Source organism: Paenibacillus sp. FSL R10-2771, assembly GCF_038000205.1.
Classification (GTDB): Bacteria; Bacillota; Bacilli; order Paenibacillales; family Paenibacillaceae; genus Paenibacillus_AQ; species Paenibacillus_AQ phytohabitans.
On record NZ_JBBOBM010000001.1, the window covers coordinates 3,847,584 to 3,870,074 of the forward strand.

The window sequence follows — 22,491 nt, forward strand, 5'->3', positions numbered from 1 at the left end:
TCCTAACAGAAGTCTCTCATCCACATCGTGGAGAGAGACTTTCTTTCTGAAGTCCGCAGTATTATTTATTTCGCGGTTACATCTTTGATTCCCCTCAAGATTCTATAAACTGCAAAGCACGTCTGGTATGATAATCAGAGATTCCCTTTGCAGTCTGCTGATCCGGATAACCTCTCTGGACCAGCTTTAAGCCAGCCGAGATCAACGAAAGATGATGATGATATTGATAGAACAGCTTCCTGTTTACATCGAGATTATCATTCTTCAGATACCGGTAGAAATCACCAAAACGGAATTCCATAAAACTGTGCTCGTGCTCAATATCGTAGAATCCGGCTCCTTCAATATCAATCAAACAGGGTTCAAGCTGATCCGTAACCAGCACATGGTTAGGACCGAGTTCTCCATGGATATATCCATAACGGCTTCTGCGTTCTACTCTTGATTCAAGTTTGTACAGCATATCGAGCAGCTTACCCTGATTCCTGCGGATAACATCAATATATTCAGAGGCATATGACAACTGAATTATAGCATTTTGCAATTGGATAAGATGACATTGTCCCGAACTTCGCTCTGTTTGATCCGGCTTCCCGTAGATATCGCTTTCCCCCGCATGCATGCCCGTAATCATGTCTCCCAGGCGTTGGAAGATAGTATCCTTAACCCTGGAATCAGAATGATTGAAATAGGCCTCGGCAGCTTGCCCGGTTACATACTCAACAAGCGCATAATCAAAATCATAAGGATTCCTGTCCTTATTCATATCATAGAGGGCAGGCGTCCGGATAGAATGTTCGAGTAAGTATAAGTTGTTTATCTCAAATTGTTCGCTGCCGTAGGATTGTACATTCGTATTCTGACCGGCAATTTCTTGCTGAAAATAATTCATGGTTATATCCCACACATACAGCACGCAAGAAAATCCATTAGTGCAGTCTATCTTATAGACCACCTTTTGCGCGCCTCCATGCATCTTTGTAACCATTGCAACACAATAACTTGTGCCAAAGACCTTCTCCACATACGCCTGTAAGGCAGCAGGATCGAGATGACAATAATTTTCCAAGGAACAACACTCCGCTTCTTCATTTATTGCCGGCTACCCCACTGTATTATATTTTCCGGAAAAAATATAGACTGTTTCTTTCGTTTCTGTTATTATGTTGAATTAGGTCTTGAATAAAATCGGCATACAAAACAGTCTCTGGAATCATTCCAGAGACTGTTTTGTATTTGCTGTATTTTCCCGGATATAGCCCCTGTTCGGTTTGAGTGCTCATGTGCTAATCTCCCCGCTGACTAATATACTCCAAGTAACATTCCGCCCGCTGAACCAGCTACAACGACTACCCAAGGCGGAAGCTTCCAGAAAACCAGCATAATAAATAGAATGGCGGCCAGCGCGAAATCCATCGGCTCCACAATAGCAGAAGTCCACAGGGGATCATACAAGGCAGCAAGTAATAACCCAACAACAGCTGCATTAATTCCGGCCAGGGCTCCCTGAATTTTCAGGTTTTTTCTTAAGCTGTTCCAAAAAGGAAGTGCGCCGACTACGAGAAGAAAGGCCGGCAGGAAGATGGCGGACGTGGCAACGATTGCCCCGGTAACACCTCCGGTCAGGGCCCCAAGGTAACTTGCAAAAGTGAACAACGGACCCGGAACTGCTTGCGTGGCTCCGTACCCCGCCAGGAAATCTGCTTGGCTAACCCAGCCTGAAGGAACTACTTCTCTTTCCAGAAGCGGAAGCACAACATGTCCGCCGCCGAATACCAAAGAACCGGAACGATAAAAGCTGTCAAATATCGCCAACCCTCCGGTCTCTGCAGTTCCTCTTAATAAAGGGAGAGCTACTAAGAGACCAAAAAATAATAGTAAACAGAGAATAGCAAAGGTTCGGCTGATTGAAACGTGAAGGTTTGCTGTGCCTTCCGCAGTTTTTTTGCGATAAAGCCAAACCCCAACTATGCCAGCTGCAGCAATTGTAAGTACCTGGCTGTAGGCTGTCTGCCAGGACAATGTAACAGCTGCTCCAATAACAGCGATGGTTACTCTTTCCCGGTCAGGTGTCAGCTTTTGCCCCATTCCAAGAATAGCATGGGCAACAACCGCCACAGCAACGATCTTCAGTCCATGAATCCAGCCTGCACTGCCTATATCATATCCTTGAAGCAAAAAGGCAAAGGCAACCAGCGCAATGACAGAAGGTAAAGTAAAGCCTAGCCACGCAACAACCCCTCCCAGCAAACCTGCTCTTACAACACCGATACCGATACCAACCTGGCTGCTCGCCGGACCAGGGAGAAACTGGCAAAGAGCTACCAGATCAGCGTAGCTCCGTTCATCCATCCATTTCCGGCGGCGTATATACTCATTGTGAAAGTAACCCAGGTGAGCGATCGGTCCTCCAAACGAAGTAAGACCCAGTTTAGCAGATACAAGCAGTACTTCAAGAAGAGCCCCCGCTCTCCCCTTCTGAATATCTTCCGGTACCCTCTGCTCATCCGTCTGCATTTACATTGCCCCCTTGATTTTGAACTGCACAGCTAAACTTTACTGATTAGAGTATCCAGCATTTCCTTGCGTCCGCTTAACTCCCTGAACGGTCCACACCATACAGCTTCTTCATATGCTCAATATGAGAAACTCCCCAATCATTCAATACCTGCAGCACAGAACTTAATCCTTTCCCATATTCCGAGATTGAATATTCAACCTTTGGCGGGATCTGATTGTACACTTCACGGTGAACGATATCGTTATACTCAAGTTCTCTTAATTGCTGGGTGAGCATCTTCTTGTTAATATCCGGAATGGATTTCTGCAGTTCTCCGAATCGCATGGTGCCTTTGTTCATTAGCTGCAGCAGAATAACAGGCTTCCATTTCCCGATCAGAATGTCCAGTGCCGATTCAAACTTACAATACGATTCCATAGCCTCCAGCTCCTTATCCTGCGTATGGTTACTTATTCTTAACTATGTTTATTAAAAGTGCCTACTTTCGCGTATCGCTTCATTGGGGCTATTATACCAGTAACAGACAGCAAAAACGTATCAGGAGGAGTCATTTATGAATACTGCATTATGGATTGTACAGGGAATTGCAGCAGCAGGTTTTGTATATTCGGGCTGGCTTAAGGCCTTTCGGTACGGGCAGGCGAAAAAATCCTGGGGATGGGTATCGGATGTTCCCAAGGCATTAGTGGTCTTTATAGGGGTAGCCGAACTATTGGGCGCACTTGGATTGATACTTCCTTATGCGCTGAATATTGTACCTGTGTTAACGCCGGCTGCCGCAGCAGCCCTTGCAGTGACTGTCCTGTGCGGCGCCCTTTTTCATATCAGACGCAAGGAATACCGGGAGATCGGCGTGAACATCTTCTTTATCGTGTTGGCTCTAATTGTCGCGGCTGGACGGTTCTGAACGAGAAAGTCAAGATAGTCCTACTCAGCTTACAGATGATCCATCCAGATATTCCAGGACAGAAAAACGCAAACCGCCGCCATTACAAAAAAAACAGCAGAAACCCGGGTGTTTGAACGGAAATTAACGCCATAGGCTGTAAAAAAGATTGCTGCTGCTAATTTAGAGGTAAGCTGATAATAACCATTTTGCGGAAAAGAGGAGCTGCTAAATATAACGGCCGCAAGCAATGTGGTAATAATAAGAATCTTAAACCACAGTGGTTCTGTTAAGAATTGTTTGTAGATTAGAATGATCCGCTGCATGCTAGCCGCCCTTTCATTTATCTGAAATTTTATCCTTTTCTTTAATTTCACTATACCTGAATATAAAAAAAACCGGAACCACCTAATTTCTTAGGTGTTCCGGCTTCATGCTTACCTCTTTAAACCTTACGGACGGTCAATCCAGATATATCCGTCTTCATCCACTTCAACGGTAGCATGTAGACCTTGTGCCAGAACACGCAGCGGCACATAAGCATCTCCGTATTCATCCACGAATACAGGCTGTGGAAGCTTAACGGTAGCGCCGGCAATCTGTGCCTGTGCGGAGCCGATTTTGAATACCAGCAGATCGCCGTAGACATCATCGGTTACATTAATCGCGCGATTAGCCGCATCCCACTCAACAGAAGCATCCAGGTCCTCTGCAATATAGCGCAGCGGAACATAAGTGGTGCCGTTGTCCACGATAGGATAATAATAATCATCATCCGGTGCCATCATCAGGCTCTTGGACGTAATCCCCATATCATCCTTGAGCAGGTTGTAGACCGCAGAACCCTGTTCAAAGCTTCTCAGCGTCTCACCCGGAGTAAGCTGCGCTGAGGAGAAATCAATGCCGCCGGTTGTGCTGATCGGATCAGCAGTTACAGGACCATTCACGTTCCAGGTCTCCGAAACCAGCTTCACATTGATACTCTGCAGCGGCAGATCTTCACTGGCCGGAAGAGCAACCTTAAGATCAATGTTCTGCTTACGGACATGGAAGCCGCTGTCCACGAACAGGTCCACGGTCAGCTTCGTATCTTTGCCGAGAACAGTCTTCAGTTCAGGAGTGCTCTCATAGAGATTCTCGAGCTGCTTGTCGTAGACCAGCAGTAGAGCATCCACTGCCAGCTTGGCAGCATCATGCGCTACAGTAACTACGCCTTCTTTGTCATCCAGCGGAATCTCTCCAAAGCCGAGACTGTTCAGATCTTCACCTGAAGCCTCAAGTAGCGGATACAGATAATCATAGAGGCCGCTGATCAGGGCAGTGAAGCCTTCAGTGTCTTTGGAGATCGATCTCAGGAAGCTCTTCAGCAGCACCGGAAGCTCTTCACCATTAATTTCGGTATGTAGCTTCGTCAAGCTCGTCTGCTGGCCATATACAGTTTCCGATACCGAGGCAACCGTAATTGCTCCAGGATTCGGCAGGTTCTTCACCACGAACTGGGAGATCAGCTTGGAGAGCTCCAGTGTCTTCGTCTGATCCAGACCTTCTATACCGAGTGTGTCTTCATATCCCTGAATCGGGAAGTAGAACGGTTGCTTGGCTCCTTCAGCGGTAAAGACAATATTCGCCTGATCCATGAAGAAGGAGAAAGGAATTTTGGATTGCTTATACCCTAGAATTCCCGATGCCGAGACATTGCCGTTGTCCTGCAGCTTCACATTTCCAAGCGTAAGGGATAATGAATTAATAAGATCGACAATCTCCTGATCCTCCGCACGGATGCCTACTGCAGGAACAGCGCTTAAGCTAAGCGTCGTACTTGATTCTGAGGACTTCACATCGAGATCCCCGAGCAATGCCTTGTTGACATCAAATCCGCCGACGGTTTGGCAGCCTGCCAGGATCAGCAGCAGTGCGAGAAACGGCACTATCCATTTGGTTCTTGCTTTCATTTTCTTCATAGCATGTCTCCTCTAGCTCATAATGTGGTAACGTATCCATCATCTCAAAGGAGGAAGGATTTGTAAATGTAGAGGTCGGATTCTATTCCCCCTTCATAGGGTAAATAAACTCCGCCACTCTATAGATACCCAATCTTGGAAAAAGAGAATCTTTACCAACGCAAGTACCGCTAAATGTGCGGGATAAAATGACCACCAGACCCAGCGCGGCAGCCGTTTCCGCTCCAGTAATATCCAGAAGCCCGGAGTCAGCGCAATGAGGATGGTAGGGACTATACTGGCCATCTGCACCAGCCAGTTATAATAGAACAAATAGAATACGTTCAGTGCAAAATGTGCCAGCACAAGCCAATACGAGCGGGTATAACGGAAAATCAGCACCAGAAGCAGCCCGTACGCATTATAATCCAGCGGCAGAATATCCATGAGCAGCACCGCAAGGATAACTACCGGAATCCCGTACCACAGCTTCGGCAGCTTATCGAGCAGCGTCAGCACGGCAGCAGACAGCAGGAGGGTGAACACCACATTCCATCCGCCGGGGTCCAGCGCCAAATTGTACGGAATCTGGGCAAGCAGGGCGATCACCAGCAGCCGCCGCAGATAGCGGGGTCTCGATGAAGTATGTATATGCCCTTGCACCAGCGCGTAGCAGTAAATCGGAAAAGCAATTCTCCCCACTACCCTCCAGGCAAGCTCGCCCGGGAAAAAAATATAGCCGATGTGGTCGATCAGCATGGTCAGCATGGCAATAATCTGCATCTGTGGCCTCCTGTCACAGTTATGTATTAGTTTACGCCTTAGATGCTATTATCCATGGCCGGGCGGGATGCTGCAAGTGTTGCATGGGATCTTTATGTCAAAAAACCAGAATGCTCCCTGCCTGGGAGCAATTCTGGCGGTAATTCAAGCCTAAGCTGTCTTCGACTTATTATAAATATCAAAACCTACTGCCAGCAGCAGCACCAGACCTTTAATGCCCTGCTGCCAGTCTACGCCGAGGCCGACGAGCGACATCCCGTTATTCATAACCCCCATGACCAGACCGCCGATGATTGCGCCGACCACGGTCCCGATCCCGCCGGAAGCGGATGCTCCGCCGATGAAGCAGGCGGCGATGGCATCCAGCTCGAAGTTGGTGCCGGCTTTGGGTGTAGCCGAGTTGAGCCGTGCAGCGAACACGAGCCCGGACAATGCGGCAAGCACCCCCATGTTAACGAATACCCAGAAGGTGACACGTTTGGTTTTGACCCCGGAGAGGCTTGCCGCCTTCTCGTTGCCGCCCAGTGCATAGATATGCCGGCCCATCGTCATGTGATTCATGACGAATGAATAAATCGCGATCAGCACCAGCAGAATGACGAGGATGTTCGGAATCCCGTTATATTGGGCAATGACATAAGTGAACAGGTTGATTACAATGACCAGTGCCGCCGCCTTGCCAACCGAAATCCACACCGGGGATTGTTCGAAGCCGTATTTAAGTGTGATTTGGCGGCTGCGGTATTCCTGATAGACAACCAGAACGGACAGGATGACTCCGATGACCAGGGTCAGCACATTCAGCGAACTGCCGCCGGCAATATCGGGGAGGAACCCCGAGCTGATCTTCTGAAAAGCCTTGGGAAACGGTGCAATGGATTGTCCATTAAGCACGATCATCGTTAGGCCCCGGAACAGCAGCATCCCTGCCAGGGTGACGATAAACGCGGGGATTTTGATATAAGCGACCCAGAAGCCCTGCCATGCACCGACCAGAGCGCCCATCAATAGCGAGAGAATCACAGCTAGCACAGGATTCATCTTCATATCGACCATCATAATGGCCGAGAGTGCGCCGATGAAGGCGGCCACCGAACCTACTGACAGATCAATGTGCCCGGTTATAATGACGAGTACCATCCCGATGGCGAGCACCAGAATGTAGCTGTTCTGCAGAATCAGATTGGTTACGTTCAGCGGCTTCAGCAGAATGCCGTCCGTCATAATTTGAAAGAAAATAGAAATAAAGATCAACGCAATAATCATGCCGTATTGGCGGATATTCTTTTTGAAAAGTTCAGTAATGGCTCCCATGCGGTGTTACCCCCTGCTTCGTGTCATAAATTTCATCAACAGCTCCTGCGATGCATCCTTCCGCTCCACTTCCCCGCTGATGCGCCCTTCGCACATCGTGTAGATCCGGTCACACATCCCGATAATTTCCGGCAGCTCGGACGAGATAACCAGCACGCCTTTACCTTCTGCCGCCAGACCGTTAATAATCGAGTAGATTTCGTATTTGGCGCCCACATCAATCCCGCGTGTAGGCTCATCCAGGATCAGAATATCCGGCTGGGCATAGATCCATTTGCTGAGCACCACCTTCTGCTGGTTGCCGCCGCTGAGATTGACGGTCCTTTGCAGAATGCTCGGCGTCTTTATGTTCAGCTTCTTCCGGTATTCCTCGGCGACCAGCACTTCCTCATTCTCATTGATCACCCCGCGGCGGGAGAGCTTCTTCAGATTGCTGAGTGAAATGTTACGTTTGATATCGTCAATCAGAATGAGGCCGTATTGCTTGCGGTCTTCAGTGACGTAGGCTAGCCCGCTTTCTATTGCCTGGGTAATATTGTTAAGGTGTACCTCTCTGCCGTGCATAAAGGTCTGTCCGCTGATCCGCTTGCCGTAAGACTTCCCGAACACGCTCATGGCCAGCTCCGTGCGTCCAGCGCCCATCAGCCCGGCAATGCCGACAACCTCGCCGCGCCGGATGTGCAGATTGATCTGATCCAGCATTTTGCGGTCCTTCTGGGTGGGATGATATACTTCCCAGTTACGGATCTCGAAGATGGTTTCCCCCAGCTCCGGCGTCCGCTCCGGATAACGGTTCGTCAGATCGCGCCCGACCATGCCCTTAATAATCACATCTTCAGTGACTGCATCGCGTTTCATATCCAGCGTCTTAATGGTCTGCCCATCCCGCAGAATCGTTACAGAATCCGCTATCTTCTCGATTTCGTTCAATTTGTGGGAAATGATAATCGAGGAAATCCCCCGCTTCTTCAGCTCCAGAATGAGCAGCAGCAGGTTCTCGCTATCATCCTCGTTCAGCGCCGCCGTCGGTTCGTCGAGAATGAGCAGCTTCACTTCCTTGGAGAGCGCCTTGGCGATCTCTACGAGCTGCTGCTTGCCGACGCCGATCGTTGATACTCCGGTAAACAGCGATTCCTTGAGGCCGACGGTTGTAAGCAGCTCCTTGGTCTTCACCGTCGTTTCGTTCCAGTTGATCACCCCGCGCCGCGCTTGCTCATTGCCGAGGAAGATGTTCTCCGAAATCGACAAATACGGAATCAGCGCCAGCTCCTGGTGGATAATGACGATGCCCAGGCCCTCACTGTCCTTAATATCCTTGAACTGGCATACCTGCCCCTGATACAAAATATCCCCTTCGTAGGTGCCATGCGGATACACTCCGCTAAGCACCTTCATCAGCGTGGACTTGCCGGCCCCGTTCTCCCCGCAGAGGGCGTGGATCTCGCCTGCCTTAACCTGCAGATTGACATTCGCGAGCGCTTTGACGCCGGGAAATGTCTTCGTAATGCCTTTCATCTCCAAGATATATTCACTCAAGTGTCTCTCACCCAGCTTTCCTTGTGACTGTGCAGCGGCTGACGGCGGCTGCCCTGAATCCTGGCTGCCGCCGGTTTACCGCTAAATAACTGCCATATAAGCTGAACTTAAGAAGGATCTCTTCCTGCTTCTTAAGTTCACTCTGTGCAGCCGGTTACTCTCCCAGCTGATCTTTGGTATAGTAGCCGCCGTCTAGCAGCACCTTGTCTACGTTGCTTGCATCCACAGACACTGGCTCCAGCAGGTAGGACGGAACGATTTTGACACCATTGTCGTAGGTTGTGGTATCGTTGACTTCGGCTTCCGTACCCTTCAGCACGCTTTCGGTCATCTCCACCGCCTTCTTGGCCAGCTCACGGGTATCCTTGAATACCGTCTGCGTCTGCTCTCCGGCCAGAATGGATTTCACGGAAGCCAGCTCGGCATCCTGTCCGGTAACTACCGGAAGCTTCTTGTCTCCCGACCCGTAGCCCACGCCCTTCAGGGAAGAGAGAATTCCGATGCTGATACCATCGTAAGGAGACAATACAGCGTCGAGATTATCGCTGGCATAGTTGGCGCTCAGCAGGTTATCCATCCGCGCCTGGGCAGCGGCACCGTCCCAGCGCAGCGTAGCGACCTGATCCATCGTAAGCTGCTTGCTGCGGACGACCAGCTTGCCGGAATCGATATACGGCTTCAGGATGGACATCGCCCCATCGAAGAAGAAGTATGCATTGTTGTCATCCGGCGATCCGCCGAACAGCTCGATATTGAACGGGCCTTTGCCGTCTTTCAGGCCCAGCTTCTCTTCAATGTAGGAGCCTTGCAGCACGCCCACCTTGAAATTATCGAAGGTTGCATAGTAGTCTACATATTCACTTTTTTTGATCAGACGGTCATAAGCGATGACTTTGACATCCGCATCATGCGCCTTCTGCAGCACATCCGTCAGGGCCTCTCCGTCAATTGAAGCGATTACAATCGCATTCACGCCTTTGGTGATCATATTCTCAATCTGGGATACCTGGTTCTCCACGACATCCTCGGCATACTGCAGATCGGTGCCGTAGCCCAGCTTTTCGAACTCCTTCACCATGTTGTTGCCGTCATTTACCCAGCGTTCCGAGGATTTCGTAGGCATGGCGATACCGACCTTGCCTTTGGAAGAGTCTCCGCCGCTTGCGGAATTCCCGCTGTTGCCGCATGCGGATAAGATAAGTACGAGTGTTAGTAGCAATGTGATCACTGAATATTTTTTCATTCCTGCACTACCCCCTGGACTATTCTGTTGTCTTCCACGGGTGCTCCCGTGTGACATGTTGAGTATAGCAACGGAGGCCATGGGGCGTATTTACACTCAGACTACTGTTTTTATAAAAATCCAACTTTTGTAATACGAGGGCACAACAAAAAACCGCATGCAGCCCGGAGGTGCACACGGTTAAGGGTTGAAGCAATGGAGTTATACGGGCTGATTCAAATCGCTTAATGCCTGCTTAATCTCTTCCAGCTCCTGCTTCAATTGGGTGAACAGAAGACGGTTACTCTCTGCAGTCTTGAGTTTGAAATTGGTCTTGCTCAAAAAGGCCATATAAACACCCGAAATTCTTCTGGTGATATTCTCCGCTTCCGCAGGTCCTGAGGATAGCCTGAAAAACTGATTCATCTGCTGTCTGGTCAGCTCGGTGAACGCAAATTTCTCCAGACACGACTCCAGAACTGCGATGCTGCCCAGTGCAGCTTGTCTATATTCTCCGGCTGTTCCGGCATTGCTCACAGCATTGACTTCTTCCAAGTTGCGCACCCCTTGCGGTATGTATATATGAATATCCTACTCTTTTCTGGGCCTGCCGTCACTCCCATTCTCAGGCTGCACCCCTTTGCGGAACTGCAGGGGCGACACGCCGGTCTGCCTCTTGAAAGCTGTGCTGAAATAATGCTGTGTCTCATACCCCGACTGCTCAGCCACCTCATGGATGCTCAGCTCTGTTGAATGCAGCAGCTGGGCGGCCCGGCGGATTCGTATTTGCGTCAAATACATGCCGAAGGATTCGCCCAGCTCCTGCTTGAACAGGCGGCTGAGATATACAGGTGACGCCAGAAGCTGGCCGGCCATCCCCTCCAGGGTAAGCCCGTATTCGCTGTAATGCTCCTGTATATACTGCTTCGCCCGGCGGACGAGCGGTGACAGCGGCTGCTCTTTGGCCAGCGCCACCCGGCAGCTCCGGTAGGCTGAAGCCAGCTCAGTAATCTCCCCCTGTACAAGCCGGGTGCCGACTTCAACAGCAATTTTGAGATTGCTTCGCACAGCACCTTCTACCCCGGCAAATACCTGCTCGCCTGCGTCATCCCACAGCAGTGCAACGACCAGTCCGGCGGTGTCCCGGAAGATCACCTTGGTATAAGACTCCAGCAGCTCCGTGATGATATTCTCGATCGCGAACAGGAACAGCTGGCGTTCGTTCTCCTTCAACCCCGGATGCTGGCCCTCCCATCTCCAGCGGATAATGCCGATCCGCTCCGGCCGCTGCGACGGCAGCTGCAGGAATTGCAGCTGCTCCCTGATCTCCGCCTGGCTCAGATTCCCGTCCAGCCATTCCTGGCAGAAGCGCTCGCGCAGCAGCGGGAAATTCTTCTGCAGCTGCCGGGAGGCCTGCTGCAGATGCTGGCTCTGCTGCTTCTCCGATTCCAGCTCATCCCTGACACCCCGGAGCACCTGCATCAGCTGCTTCGGCTCGGCTGGCTTCAGAATGTAGTCATTCACCTGCAAACGGATCGACTCCTGGGCATATGAGAATTCATCATGGCCGGTGATGACGATGATTTTGCAGCCGGGCAGCTGTTCCCTCAGCCGCTTCATTAGCTCCATGCCATGCATAATCGGCATATTAAGATCCACCAGCGCAATATGAATGGAATGCTGCACCGCCAGCTCCAGCGCCTCTTCCCCGTCCTCTGCCTCAGCAACCACAGTCATACCCAGACTGTCCCAGTCCACACATTGCCGGATGCCTTCGCGGATGATCCCCTCATCATCGGCAATCATTACTTTCCATTTGTCCAGCATGTTCGGATATCCTCCTCTTCCTTAATCCTTCGCAGGATAATTGTCACGGACCACCGGATGCCGGACAGTTACGACCGTGCCGCTTCCGGGTTCACTCTCAAGTGTAATTCCATACGGCTTCCCGTAGGTCAGTCTAATCCGTGCCTGCACGTTCAGAATTCCGTAGCCGCTTCCCGCGCTGTCCGGCAGCGGCGCTTCTGTCTCCATATGCCCGCTGTCCTGTGTTCCTACAGCCTCAAGCCGCTGCTTCAGCAGACTCAGCCGCTGCGGAGTGATCCCTGCACCGTCATCACGAACTGTAAGGTATAGCTCATTCTCCCTTTCCACGACTTCTATAGAGAGATGTCCGGGACCGCGGCGTTCCTTAATGCCGTGATAAATCGCATTCTCCACCATCGGCTGCAGCAGCAGCTTAAGCACACACAGCTCCTGAAGCTGCGGCTCCACTTCGATGGAATATGTCAGCTTGCTGCTGTAGCGGACATGCTGGATCTTCAGATAGCTGACGATATGCTCCAGCTCATCGGAGAGCGGGATCATATCGCTCCCTTTGCTTAAGCCCAGCCGGAACAGCTTGGACAGGGACTGCACCACCTCGGCAATATCCTCCGCCCCCTTGCTGCGGGCCATCCAGTGGATCGTATCCAGCGTATTGTAGAGAAAATGCGGCTTGATATGCGCCTGCAGACTGCGCAGCTCCGCTTCCCTCTTTTGCCGCGCCTGCAGTTCTGTCAGAGACAAGAGCCGGCCAATCTGGGCCAGCATGGTATTGAAGCTGCGCCCGAGCAGCCCGATCTCATCAGAACGGTTCCCCCAGTAGCGGATCGTCAGATCGCCCGACTGCGCCTTGCTCATGAAGGAAGCCAGCTGTCCGATCGGACGGGATATGGAATATGCGAGATAGAAGGAAGCCGTCATCCCCAGCATACAGACTACAAACACGAAGGTTACGACATTGAAGGTAATCTCGCGTACCCCAAAGGCTGACTCATCCATCGGAAACACACCCATCGTTGTCCAGCCTGTAAAAGGAGAGGTCCGGTAGATCAGCTGCAAATGGCGGCCGTCCACGATTTCCGAGGTGATACCCGAAGACTCGGTGAACAGGCCTGCCGGAATCTTTTGCATAAATGGGTGCTGCGGCGCGTAGATCATCTCCCCGTTGTCGTCCACCACCGTCAAGTAGCCTGTCTTGCCCAGTGTGACATCTCTGGCTGTCTCGGCAATGACCCGCAGCTTCAGGTCGACCAGCACCACTCCCTGCACAACCTGCGTTTCAGGATCAACAATTGCCCTTACGGCAGAGACCACCTCGCTCTCCTTATAATCCACATGGGACATTACAGCGCGGCCGTAAGGATGCCCGACAATCTTGAAGATCCCCTTGTTCTCCGCTGCCTGCTTGTACCAGGCCTCCTCCGTCAGCCGGGTACCGGAACGGGTATACATCTCATTGCTGATGAAATCGCCTTCACTATTGACCAGCATTATCCCGGCAATCTCGGAGCTGAGTGTAGTGAAGCCCTGCAGAAACTTGCGGATGTTATATTCCGCCGACTCCCCGTTGCCCTCAGTACTGCCTCGCTGCCCGTTACCCGTCACATTCCCCTTCAGAAATTTCTGCACACCGGGGTCAAACGAAATCAGATAGGTAATCTTCTGCAGATTCTCTACATCGCTCTCTATGGCCGTATTCACCTTGCCGATCAGCTGCACCGTGTTCTCGTTGCTCTGTTCCTCCACGATCCGGTCAACCGTCCAGCCAATCAGCAGCCCCAGCCCGATGGAGGGCAGAATGCTGATCAGCAAAAAATGAATAATCAGCTTGTAGCGGATCGGCATATTATTCAGCTTCAGCTTCTCCATGTTCAGGCTGCCCTTGCGCATCACATGCTCCCCCTCTGCCGCAGCAGCAGCCTACTTGGCATAATAGTTATCCACGTTCACCCGTGTGACCACGTCTATCCCTGTATCGACCGTATCCGGCACGGGCACGGGCTTATTGTTCGCATACGCTTCAGGGTCCGCTTCCAGATCACGATGCAGATGAAACAGCTCTGTCAGCGACCAGTAGCCCATATTCCAGGTCCCCTGCGCCATGGTTGCCGCAATCTTGCCTTCCTTCACCAGATCGAGCGTGCCCTTATCGGTATCGAAGCTGATAATCTGCGGTGCAAGGCCGCTGCCTAGAGCAGCATCCACCGCCTCTGCCACACCGATCCCGCCATTGGATTCCGTGGCAAAAATCCCGGCCAGCTGCGGGTACCCGGCCAGCAGCTGCTCGGCAGCTTCCCGCGAGGCCACCTGGTCTCCCCGGCCATCTTTGACGGCTACAAGCGTCATCTCCGGATACTCGTTTCGGATAGTATCCCGGAAGCCATCGGTCCGCTCTTGATGATTATGCTGATCCGGTGTGGTGATGATGGCCACTTCGCCTTTGCTGCCGGTCAGCTCAGCCATCTTATGTGCGGCCTGGGTCCCGGCATTGTAATTATCCGTTCCCAGGAAGGAATAAGCCTTGCTGTCCGGCGCTCCCGAATCAAATAATACCACCGGAATGCCGGCCTCCACCGCCTTGTTGATGGTCGCCGTGAGCAGCTTGGAATTCACCGCCGAAATCGCAATCCCTGCCGGCTTCTTGGCGATGGTCTGCTCCAGCACGGTCATCTGTTCATTGGCATTATGCTGGGTCGAGCCGTGGTATTCCACGGACACATTAAGCTCCTCTGCCGCATCCTCGAAGCCCTTCAGCACGCTTTTCCAGTAGTCGATGCCGATCTGGAACGTGACCATCACATATTTATCTTCAATATTCCCGCGCAGTCCGGCTGTCTCCCACGGGTCCGCCGAATCCCCCTGCTGCTTGTAATTCAGCACATAGATCAGGAAGATACCGATTAGCAGTACATAGACTAGCCAGAGCTTTTTCACATATGTAACCCCTTTCAAAAAAAGAAGTAAAGGACATCGTCCGCTTGCCCTGACCGATGTCCAGTCTAGTCTAAAGGCTTAGCAGGCTTTCCGTCAATTACGATCCGCTTGTTTGATCTGCTTCGGCTGGAGCATCAGTTTGAGCATCGGTTAGGCGGTCCGGAAGCCTTGCTCTTAGAATTATGAATCTGATGCGACATTATATGTCGTACCAGCTGTTTTATACTGGAACAGTAACATTCAAATTGCTGAAATGAGGACAACACAAATGGTAAAAACAAAGCGCGGACGGGTACTCTGGACCCTGCCCTCCCATGGCCGCGGCACCTGCCCGGTCTGCGGAACAACCAGAATTAAGCTGCTCTACACAAAAGTAAAGTCTGATGGGGGAACCCTGAAGGTCTGCAAGCGCTGTGACAAGGCGCCACAAGCCAAAGTAGATGCCGTAGCCAAGTAAACACAACCCGGATGTCCGCCCGGCTTCATGCTTCATGCATGGATGTCCGGGCGGCATCTTTGCCTTGTTGCGGTGGAAGTTCAGCAGACGCTATACTGAAATCTGACAGAAAGGAGCGGAGCCGCATGAGCCATATTCACCGTATTCAGTGGTTTGACCAGCAAATCAGAAATGCCTGTTATCCGAACAGCAATATTCTTGCGGAGCAATTCGAAATCTCCAGGCGCCAGGCGCAGCGGGATATTGAATATATGGCGGAATCTCTGCGGGCTCCGCTCCGGTACGTGGCCAGCCAGCGCGGGTATATGTATGAGGATAACAGCTTTGTCCTGCCTCATCTGTACATCACGGACGAAGAGCAGCAGGTACTGAAATATCTGGCTTACCGGTACAGCCATTATGATTATGAGAACGGCCAGACTATCCGGAGAGTCGGTGGCCTGCTGGAACGGTTCACAGACCAGCACTTGCAGGCGGGGGAATACAGGCTGCCTCTGTTTGAAGTAAATGCCCGGCGTCTGCAGGTTATCGGGCTCCTGGAACAAGCCATTCAGGCCCGTAATGTAATTCACATCCTCTGCCGGAAACAGCCTGACAAACCACAGGAGCTATATCTCTGTCCCCTGAAACTGAGCCGCCGTCTGGATGAAGATTATGTGCTTGCTGCCATAGAGGGGAATTCCCGGACAGAGTTTTTTAACTTGACTGAAATCCTGCAGCTGAAGCTGACGGACAGATATTTCGCAGCGGACGATGAATTCTCAGCCGCTCCGCCGGAACAGAATAGACAGCTGAAGCCGTTCACAGCCAGAATCCGGCTAAGCGGGATGCCTGCAGATTCCTCATGGGGAGGGTATACGATCCGGTCCGCTGATGGAGAAGTCTATGAAATCGAATTTTTTGACACGGAGGCCTTTGTGGGGCAGCTGTTCAGCTCGGAATGGTCCGAAATCCTGTCCCCCAAATGGCTGAAAGAGAAAGTAAGAATCAGATGCCAGAACGTACTGAATCTGCTGAATGAACAGGAGGGCCGGAGTGATCATTAACGGAATACAAATGAAGCGCGAATCCAAATCTTTTACCGATGCCCTCTATGCCGTTCTCACTGCCGCCGGGTTATTCCATGGACCCACATTCATGCTCTCCGGGCTCAGCGGTATGGCCTTCAAATTCTCTGTGCATGAGAAGCTCTTCCCCTTCTCCGTTACTGCTTATGGACAGTGGGGCAAAGAGCATGGACCGGCCATCGATAATCTCGGCATCCTTACCGGACATAGCGGAGGCAGAACAAGACATGATTCGTTCGCCGTATATCAGCAGGCCGCCATTGAAGATGTGAAGCATAGTCTGGACCGCGGACTCGCCTGTGTCTACTGGATACCGGAGTTCGGCGTTATTCACGGCTATGATGAGGACGACCGGGTGTTCTATGTGCAGGATGGATCGTCCATCGAGACCCGTTATGTGCTCTATGATAATTTCGGCCTCAACATTACCCCGTTCTGGTATTGCCAGTATATCGGAGATAAGGTGGATATTCCGCTGCGTGACGCAGTACTGGAATCACTGAGGCTCGCCCTTGAGGATTGGGAGACTCCGTACAAAACACTGCCCGATCAGAGCATTGCATCAGGCAGACTGGCTTACAGCTTCCTGATCCGGGCTCTTCAGCAGGGAGAGTTCGACAGCAGCGGGGCCGTCTATATTCTCGAATCTTACCTGACGGCGCGCTCAGAGATCACGAGTTATCTGCAGGAGGTTGAGTCCGTATTGCCGGGCCTGAATGAGGTACACAGTATTTATGCTGAGCTGGAAGAGATGGTGCGCGGGCAGTTGAAGGTTGCACTTCCGTTGACTAACAGCAACCGGGCGCTGGTACACCAGCAGCTTCCCTCACTCTGTACCACCCTGCAGCAGGCGCTTGAGCTGGAGGAACGCGCGATGCAGCAGCTTAGAATTATCTCCGGGCGGTATCCGGACCGGAAACGTTCAATTATTCCAAGATGGGGGGCGCATACGGCCAGATGATGAACAGAACAGAATTGGATTCAGCACCGGCGGCCGTGCATCCTCCGCAATTGTCTCATTCTTATGTAGATGCCATGTACCAGGTTCTGTCGGCTAACGGCTGGTTCACAATGCCCAAATATATGTTATCCGGAATGACTGCCTCCTGTTTCCGTCTGTCCGTACATAGGCAGCTTCACCGTGACTCACCTACGGCTTATAACTGGATGGCTGAGCACACGGTGGCAGCAGATTTAATCGGCATTGTTTCTGCACAAGCGGCAGGGTTTCATTTCACCCCTACGTTTCCGCTCTATCAGAGACAGGCTATCCTGGCAATCCGCAAATCGCTTGAGCAAGGCACAGGCGTTATCTGCTGGAAAGATAACTTTGTGGTGATAACCCGCTCCGATGATCACAAGCAGGTATTCTTCTATAACGAAATATCTTCAAGAGCAGAACTAGAGCTGCCTTATGAGCAGCTGGGAAGAAATGCGGGCCCTTATTGGCACTGTCAGATCTTCGAAGGACAGATCCAGAAGGACATACGGCAGGTGATCAGAGAATCCTTCATCCAGGCTGTATACAAGGCAGAGGTACATGATCCGATGCTGCCGGAATCGCAGTATGCCTGCGGTCTGCAGGCTTATGATGCCATGCTGGACGCCTTGTCAGGCAGATCATATGATGCTGCCGGTGCATATGAAACCTTGGTGTTCTATGCTGCCTCTAAGAAAGACGCGTCCAGCTACACCAGAGCAGCCTGCGAATATTGGCCTGAGCTCGAGTCCACCGCCAGCCATTATGAGCATCTCTCCGCTGTCTACGGTGAAATCACAGCTCTATTAAGCCCGAACGCGTCACTTGCTCCAACTCTACGGCAACAAAGTCTGCTTCCTCTCGTCCGAGAGGCTAAGCATACCGAGACCGAAGCGATCCAGTCTATCCGCCTGCTGCTGCGCGAGCCGATCGAGAACCGCTTCCATGATGTGGGGCTGCGCTGATTATAGCCAATCCGGTTAGAACATTAAGCCCTCGGCATACTTCTCCCCTTCCAGCAGGTCATACTCGATCAGGCGATAGTCATCCAACAGCTCCTGCTGCCCGGGTGTCAATTCACTCAGGACTCCGCTGCTGCCGGTCCCGACCAGCACATTCTTGCTGAGACCGGGGATTTCTTCCTGCACTTGCTCCAGCAGCTTGTAATAGGCAGGCAGCGGCTGGCCGGATAGTCTAAAGACGGTCGGGCCAAGGAAGGCCGGACTAAGTGTGCCCAGCGGCTCATTACCGATCTCATAGTTAGCCAGAATCAGCAGCTGTGTCTCGTGCTTCAGCCTAGGCTCCTGATCCCAGCCAGCCTCTGTATAGATCCCGGCGGTCAGCGCCGGCAGATGGTCACCCCAGAATACAGCAATGGTCGGACGTTCAATCGTCAGCAGCTCCTGCTGCAGATAAGCCAGTGCCTCATCAGTCAGCTTCGTATCCTGCACATAGGTTTCCATCTCGTCCTTCTGCGCCGGCTGTCCGCCTTCTACGGTAATCGTATTCGGTCCATTCAGACCTTTGGTGAACGGGAAATGATTCTGCATCGTCACCAGATGCAGGAAGGCCGGCCCGGACGCCGACTTAAGCTCGCGGACAGCCTCCTGTACAGCAGCCTTGTCGGAGATATAGCCATCCGGGGTGAGGCGGTTAGCATCCGGCAGATCCTTTTCACTGATGAAGCTGTCAAAACCAAGTACCGGATAGACACGGTTGCGGTTATAGAAGGTCTCATCGAACGGATGCAACGCCAGTGCCTGATAGCCACGTGATTTCAGAATACTGACGATCGACGGCAGTGAGGACATTTTGACAATCCGCTGTTGATAGGGAATGGTTCCGTCTCCAAGGAAATACATCGACAGCCCGGTCAGGGCCTCGAATTCAACATTGGCCGTATTGCCGCCGAATTCCGGTGACAGCAAATAACCAGACGGAGTCTCATCCGCCGCCGCATGAATGAATTTCAGCGGATCTTCGCTTAAGGTATACCCCGGCAGACGCGTAGGATCAAAGAAAGCTTCATCCATCATAAACAGAATATTCGGCTGTTCCTCAGGACTCGCTGCCGCCGTTTCATCCGGCAATGCCGAATACTTGGCTGCCACCGCTTCAACCGCTTCACGGCTGTACCCCTCCGGCTTCTCCAGCAGGCTCTGGCGCAAATTCCCGGCAAAGGCAAATATGAATCCGTTCTGCGTATAGTTCACCTTCTGGTTCCAGAAGATGTTCTGGTAGTTCATAGCCGTAACAATAGACGAATGGCCCGAGACAAGCACAAGAAAACCTGCGCTCAGAGCCACAGAGATCCCGCCCAGGCTTAAGCGCAAAGGCAGGTTGATTCTGTTCCTGGGCAGCTTGCGGATCATGTACGCCAGACCAACAGCCACTAATATTGCGGCTATTACCGCCTGTGGTGAGATCATACCTTTGGTAATCTTGCTCATTTCACCGGCATTTTTGACCAGCATGAGATCCCATGGAAAAAGAGGTTCGCCCCTCGTAACAAGCTTCTGATAATCGGCAATACCCAGCAGCAGACATAGTACACTGACAACCGCTGGCCCCGCATATGTATTAGGCAAGATCACTGAACTTAAGAGCAGGATGAAGAAAATGAACAGGCTTCCTGCACCATACAGCCATGGGTACCTGCCGATCCACTGCAGTGCCCCCGTCAAATTCATACTAAAGGAAGCCGCCTGCAGGAAATAATTCAGCACAAATCCCCCGGCCAGCAGGACTAACAGCAAATAAGAGAAACGTTTGGAAGGCAATAACCGCGACAAATGGATTCACTCCTAACTGGATTAAAGGAGTAGTATACGCCTTTTAGCTTAAAGCCGCCTTAAAATTCAGTATCCAAAAGAAGTACATCTTCGTATTATGCACCTCACAGCCTCTTCTATAATCCCCTGATGCGAGATTATCAGCATGGTATTTCACGCAAAAAAGAGCAGCGAACTTCGCTGCTCTTCATTCTGCTAACTCTACAACTATATAAACTGAAAAAAGAAATAACTATAAGCAAAAGGACCGGAGGGGAAATTTGGAACTGTAGGAGCGGTAGCGTCCGCCTTTGTCACCGGATTTCAACCGCGGGCAGCGGTATATATCAAGAAATCTGGGGACAACAGCGGCCGGAAGTCCAAATCTTCACCGCAGTGACGCCGAAGCTTTATGTTAACCTCTGAAATTCAGTTTATACCCCCCTACTTCACATATAGGCGGCTAGTCTCTTCCCAATACTCTCCCGGCTCCAGACCAAACAATCCGATGTCATCTGCAGGAAGATCTACCTTCGGTGCATTAACGAGGTTGATCTGCGGCTCCGGACAGAAGAACCCTTCAGTAGCTCCATTGTTCCAGATCATCCACTGCTTATAAGAGGTTCCCACATCATACACCAGCGTAACGCCGGCTTTGCTGTCGGTAAGCTCCATGCGGTTGCGGCCGTTCTGGGCTACAGCGGTATAGTGGTTGTCCATTGGCGCATAGAACGGGTACATGCCCTCATCACGCAGTGCCACTTCATCCGCAGTCAGCTCCTGGAATTTGCCGGTCGGCAGCATCCGGTCGCTAAGCTCCCAACGCTCGCCGATAGTCAGCTTCACGCGGTAATCCTGCGGCGTACTGCCTGGTGCGAACGGTGCATTAATGGCAGTATGGAACGCCAGCAGACAAGGCATCAGCTCTGCGCCGTCATTATGGACCAGCAACTGCTGGGACAGGCCGCCTTCTCCCAGAGTATAGCGCAGCTTGACGGTATATTTGAACGGCAGATATTGATAAGAAGGATGGTTCTCATCCACCTTAATCGCTACAGTGACGAAGCTTTCGCTTTTGCCGCTGCCGAATTCTTCAACCTCCCAGGCTGCTGTATGTAGGAATCCGTGCAAATGGTTTCCAGTCTTGGCTTCATTAACAGGAAAACGGTAGGTTTGTCCATTCCACGGGAATTCTCCATCCTCATAACGGTTCGGCGGGAACAGTACAGGGATGCCGTGAATCCCGGGGCTTGCCTTGAAGGCTTCCATCTCCTCTGCGCCTGGCTCATGCAGGAAACGGTAACCGCTCTCAGTATCACGGAAGCAGATCAGGTTGCCTCCGATGCCCGGCAGAATTGCAGCCTCGTAACGTCCGGCCTTGAGCCAGACTGCGGCTTCTCCCTCATATTGTCCTTCAAATGCAGTAATCGACATAATAATTATAATCTCCCTTCCATAAGCTCATAATGACTCTCTCATAGATAGAGTACCACATCTGCCGGATCGGCAACATGTCAATTTTACAGCTGTTCTACTTCGACGCTCATGACATGCTCAATTTTCTTCACATCATAATAGATTTCCGTAGCATAATCACGGTCCGGTGCGGAGATCACCATATCAATCATTTGTCTCCCGTCTTCGAGATCCTTGATCTTCATACGCCGGATCGTCCGGCCGGTTTTACGTGTTTTACGCTGCTCGGCAATGATATGGCGCTGCTCAATTTTCTGGATCACATCGGTTAGAATATAGTTCGGTTCCATGATGATTTTAATCGATATCTCATGTTTGTTCAGCACCTCCGGGCCGATGGCCTTAATTAGCAGGGGCACCGCATTTACCGCGAACATAAGCAGCACCACTGCATAACCCGCTTCTACATAGAATCCCGCGCCAACCGCAATCCCGATACCGGAAGCCGTCCAGATGAGCGCCGCTGATGTCAGTCCCGATATCGCATCTCCGCCTCTGCGCAGAATGACGCCTGCCCCGAGAAAACCGATCCCGCTGACAATCTGCGCCGCCAGCCGCATAGGGTCCATGTTGGGATGCTCCGGCCCGCCGAATTTATCATAAGCATGGATCGAGACCAGTGTCACCAGACAGCTGGCGATACTAATGACCATACTGGTCCGGATTCCCAGCGGTTTCTGTTTTAATTGCCGGTCAATCCCGATGAACAGCCCGAACAGCATGGCCACAAGCAGCTTCACAATCGATTCTGTGTGTAAATCAATGTTCATTGTTGTCCTCC

At 51.6% G+C, this 22,491-nt stretch carries 21 protein-coding genes; 5 read left to right on the forward strand and 16 right to left on the reverse strand.

Translation table 11 applies throughout. From position 1 onward, the window contains the following. Positions 1 to 94: 94 nt before the first annotated feature. From NSU14_RS16635 to NSU14_RS16645, 3 genes are all read right to left on the reverse strand, one after another. Entirely contained in the window at positions 95 to 1,024 is a 930-nt protein-coding gene (locus NSU14_RS16635) for a phosphotransferase (protein WP_340948956.1), read from the reverse strand. 278 nt (positions 1,025 to 1,302) lie between these two features. Then, a complete protein-coding gene (locus tag NSU14_RS16640) occupies positions 1,303 to 2,517 on the reverse strand; it encodes a chromate transporter (protein WP_042136652.1) in 1,215 nt (404 codons plus the stop codon). A 76-nt stretch (positions 2,518 to 2,593) separates the two neighbouring features. Further along, positions 2,594 to 2,938 carry a winged helix-turn-helix transcriptional regulator gene (locus tag NSU14_RS16645; protein ID WP_042136651.1) on the reverse strand — a complete coding sequence of 115 codons (345 nt, stop codon included), beginning with the start codon at positions 2,936 to 2,938 and terminating at the stop codon, positions 2,594 to 2,596. Positions 2,939 to 3,074: 136 nt separating this feature from the next. Between NSU14_RS16645 and NSU14_RS16650 the strand changes: the two genes are divergently transcribed. Then, a complete protein-coding gene (locus NSU14_RS16650) occupies positions 3,075 to 3,428 on the forward strand; it encodes a DoxX family protein (RefSeq protein ID WP_042136649.1) in 354 nt (117 codons plus the stop codon). Positions 3,429 to 3,457: 29 nt separating this feature from the next. Here NSU14_RS16650 and NSU14_RS16655 read toward each other — a convergent pair whose 3' ends face one another. The 10 genes from NSU14_RS16655 to NSU14_RS16700 form a co-directional block, all read right to left on the reverse strand. Further along, complete coding sequence (locus NSU14_RS16655; protein WP_340946304.1) at positions 3,458 to 3,784, reverse strand: hypothetical protein; 327 nt, start codon at positions 3,782 to 3,784, stop codon at positions 3,458 to 3,460. A gap of 75 nt (positions 3,785 to 3,859) precedes the next feature. Next, positions 3,860 to 5,368: a copper amine oxidase N-terminal domain-containing protein gene (locus NSU14_RS16660; protein WP_083705610.1), complete on the reverse strand. Its 1,509-nt coding sequence runs from the start codon at positions 5,366 to 5,368 to the stop codon at positions 3,860 to 3,862. A 93-nt stretch (positions 5,369 to 5,461) separates the two neighbouring features. Continuing rightward, positions 5,462 to 6,130 carry a TraX family protein gene (locus NSU14_RS16665; protein WP_340946306.1) on the reverse strand — a complete coding sequence of 223 codons (669 nt, stop codon included), beginning with the start codon at positions 6,128 to 6,130 and terminating at the stop codon, positions 5,462 to 5,464. 150 nt (positions 6,131 to 6,280) lie between these two features. After that, positions 6,281 to 7,444, reverse strand: a complete 1,164-nt coding sequence (gene mmsB / locus NSU14_RS16670; protein WP_042136644.1) for a multiple monosaccharide ABC transporter permease — start codon at positions 7,442 to 7,444, stop codon at positions 6,281 to 6,283. Between the two features lie 6 nt (positions 7,445 to 7,450). Beyond that, positions 7,451 to 8,980, reverse strand: coding sequence for a multiple monosaccharide ABC transporter ATP-binding protein (mmsA, locus tag NSU14_RS16675; protein WP_340946310.1), 1,530 nt, complete (start codon positions 8,978 to 8,980; stop codon positions 7,451 to 7,453). A 154-nt stretch (positions 8,981 to 9,134) separates the two neighbouring features. Then, positions 9,135 to 10,223 (reverse strand): multiple monosaccharide ABC transporter substrate-binding protein, encoded by a 1,089-nt coding sequence (gene chvE, locus NSU14_RS16680; protein ID WP_340946312.1) that lies wholly within the window; start codon positions 10,221 to 10,223, stop codon positions 9,135 to 9,137. A gap of 201 nt (positions 10,224 to 10,424) precedes the next feature. Next, positions 10,425 to 10,757: a hypothetical protein gene (locus tag NSU14_RS16685; RefSeq protein WP_042136638.1), complete on the reverse strand. Its 333-nt coding sequence runs from the start codon at positions 10,755 to 10,757 to the stop codon at positions 10,425 to 10,427. A gap of 36 nt (positions 10,758 to 10,793) precedes the next feature. Then, positions 10,794 to 12,029 (reverse strand): response regulator transcription factor, encoded by a 1,236-nt coding sequence (locus NSU14_RS16690; RefSeq protein ID WP_340946314.1) that lies wholly within the window; start codon positions 12,027 to 12,029, stop codon positions 10,794 to 10,796. 21 nt (positions 12,030 to 12,050) lie between these two features. Further along, on the reverse strand, positions 12,051 to 13,916 hold the full coding sequence (locus NSU14_RS16695) for a cache domain-containing sensor histidine kinase (protein ID WP_340946316.1): 1,866 nt from the start codon (positions 13,914 to 13,916) through the stop codon (positions 12,051 to 12,053). 30 nt (positions 13,917 to 13,946) lie between these two features. Beyond that, on the reverse strand, positions 13,947 to 14,960 hold the full coding sequence (locus tag NSU14_RS16700) for a substrate-binding domain-containing protein (RefSeq protein WP_042136634.1): 1,014 nt from the start codon (positions 14,958 to 14,960) through the stop codon (positions 13,947 to 13,949). A gap of 268 nt (positions 14,961 to 15,228) precedes the next feature. Between NSU14_RS16700 and NSU14_RS16705 the strand changes: the two genes are divergently transcribed. The 4 genes from NSU14_RS16705 (at position 15,229) to NSU14_RS16720 (ending at position 18,428) form a co-directional block, all read left to right on the forward strand. Next, positions 15,229 to 15,417, forward strand: coding sequence for a hypothetical protein (locus tag NSU14_RS16705; protein WP_042136633.1), 189 nt, complete (start codon positions 15,229 to 15,231; stop codon positions 15,415 to 15,417). 125 nt (positions 15,418 to 15,542) lie between these two features. Further along, positions 15,543 to 16,463: a helix-turn-helix transcriptional regulator gene (locus NSU14_RS16710; protein ID WP_076245471.1), complete on the forward strand. Its 921-nt coding sequence runs from the start codon at positions 15,543 to 15,545 to the stop codon at positions 16,461 to 16,463. Beyond that, entirely contained in the window at positions 16,453 to 17,445 is a 993-nt protein-coding gene (locus NSU14_RS16715; protein ID WP_340946319.1) for a hypothetical protein, read from the forward strand. Before NSU14_RS16710 ends, NSU14_RS16715 begins: the two co-directional genes overlap by 11 nt. Continuing rightward, complete coding sequence (locus NSU14_RS16720) at positions 17,442 to 18,428, forward strand: hypothetical protein (protein WP_340946321.1); 987 nt, start codon at positions 17,442 to 17,444, stop codon at positions 18,426 to 18,428. Before NSU14_RS16715 ends, NSU14_RS16720 begins: the two co-directional genes overlap by 4 nt. 15 nt (positions 18,429 to 18,443) lie before the next feature. Here the strand turns inward: NSU14_RS16720 and NSU14_RS16725 are convergent, their stop codons facing one another. The 3 genes from NSU14_RS16725 to NSU14_RS16735 all read right to left on the reverse strand — a co-directional run bounded on the left by NSU14_RS16725 (position 18,444) and on the right by NSU14_RS16735 (position 22,480). After that, positions 18,444 to 20,255, reverse strand: coding sequence for an LTA synthase family protein (locus NSU14_RS16725; protein WP_340946323.1), 1,812 nt, complete (start codon positions 20,253 to 20,255; stop codon positions 18,444 to 18,446). 423 nt (positions 20,256 to 20,678) lie between these two features. Further along, on the reverse strand, positions 20,679 to 21,668 hold the full coding sequence (locus NSU14_RS16730) for an aldose 1-epimerase (RefSeq protein ID WP_340946325.1): 990 nt from the start codon (positions 21,666 to 21,668) through the stop codon (positions 20,679 to 20,681). Positions 21,669 to 21,754: 86 nt separating this feature from the next. After that, positions 21,755 to 22,480 (reverse strand): MgtC/SapB family protein, encoded by a 726-nt coding sequence (locus NSU14_RS16735; protein ID WP_042136622.1) that lies wholly within the window; start codon positions 22,478 to 22,480, stop codon positions 21,755 to 21,757. Positions 22,481 to 22,491: the final 11 nt, after the last annotated feature.

What these genes read in the sequence shown, in the direction of transcription:
- NSU14_RS16695 (WP_340946316.1), bottom strand. Translation starts at nt 13,916, where the DNA reads ATGCGCAAGGGCAGCCTGAACATGGAGAAGCTGAAGCTGAATAATATG.
- mmsB (WP_042136644.1), bottom strand. Translation starts at nt 7,444, where the DNA reads ATGGGAGCCATTACTGAACTTTTCAAAAAGAATATCCGCCAATACGGC.
- NSU14_RS16645 (WP_042136651.1), bottom strand. Translation starts at nt 2,938, where the DNA reads ATGGAATCGTATTGTAAGTTTGAATCGGCACTGGACATTCTGATCGGG.
- chvE (WP_340946312.1), bottom strand. Translation starts at nt 10,223, where the DNA reads ATGAAAAAATATTCAGTGATCACATTGCTACTAACACTCGTACTTATC.
- NSU14_RS16735 (WP_042136622.1), bottom strand. Translation starts at nt 22,480, where the DNA reads ATGAACATTGATTTACACACAGAATCGATTGTGAAGCTGCTTGTGGCC.
- NSU14_RS16730 (WP_340946325.1), bottom strand. Translation starts at nt 21,668, where the DNA reads ATGTCGATTACTGCATTTGAAGGACAATATGAGGGAGAAGCCGCAGTC.
- NSU14_RS16640 (WP_042136652.1), bottom strand. Translation starts at nt 2,517, where the DNA reads ATGCAGACGGATGAGCAGAGGGTACCGGAAGATATTCAGAAGGGGAGA.
- NSU14_RS16650 (WP_042136649.1), top strand. Translation starts at nt 3,075, where the DNA reads ATGAATACTGCATTATGGATTGTACAGGGAATTGCAGCAGCAGGTTTT.
- NSU14_RS16660 (WP_083705610.1), bottom strand. Translation starts at nt 5,368, where the DNA reads ATGAAGAAAATGAAAGCAAGAACCAAATGGATAGTGCCGTTTCTCGCA.
- NSU14_RS16665 (WP_340946306.1), bottom strand. Translation starts at nt 6,130, where the DNA reads ATGCAGATTATTGCCATGCTGACCATGCTGATCGACCACATCGGCTAT.
- NSU14_RS16705 (WP_042136633.1), top strand. Translation starts at nt 15,229, where the DNA reads ATGGTAAAAACAAAGCGCGGACGGGTACTCTGGACCCTGCCCTCCCAT.
- NSU14_RS16690 (WP_340946314.1), bottom strand. Translation starts at nt 12,029, where the DNA reads ATGCTGGACAAATGGAAAGTAATGATTGCCGATGATGAGGGGATCATC.
- NSU14_RS16720 (WP_340946321.1), top strand. Translation starts at nt 17,442, where the DNA reads ATGATGAACAGAACAGAATTGGATTCAGCACCGGCGGCCGTGCATCCT.
- NSU14_RS16710 (WP_076245471.1), top strand. Translation starts at nt 15,543, where the DNA reads ATGAGCCATATTCACCGTATTCAGTGGTTTGACCAGCAAATCAGAAAT.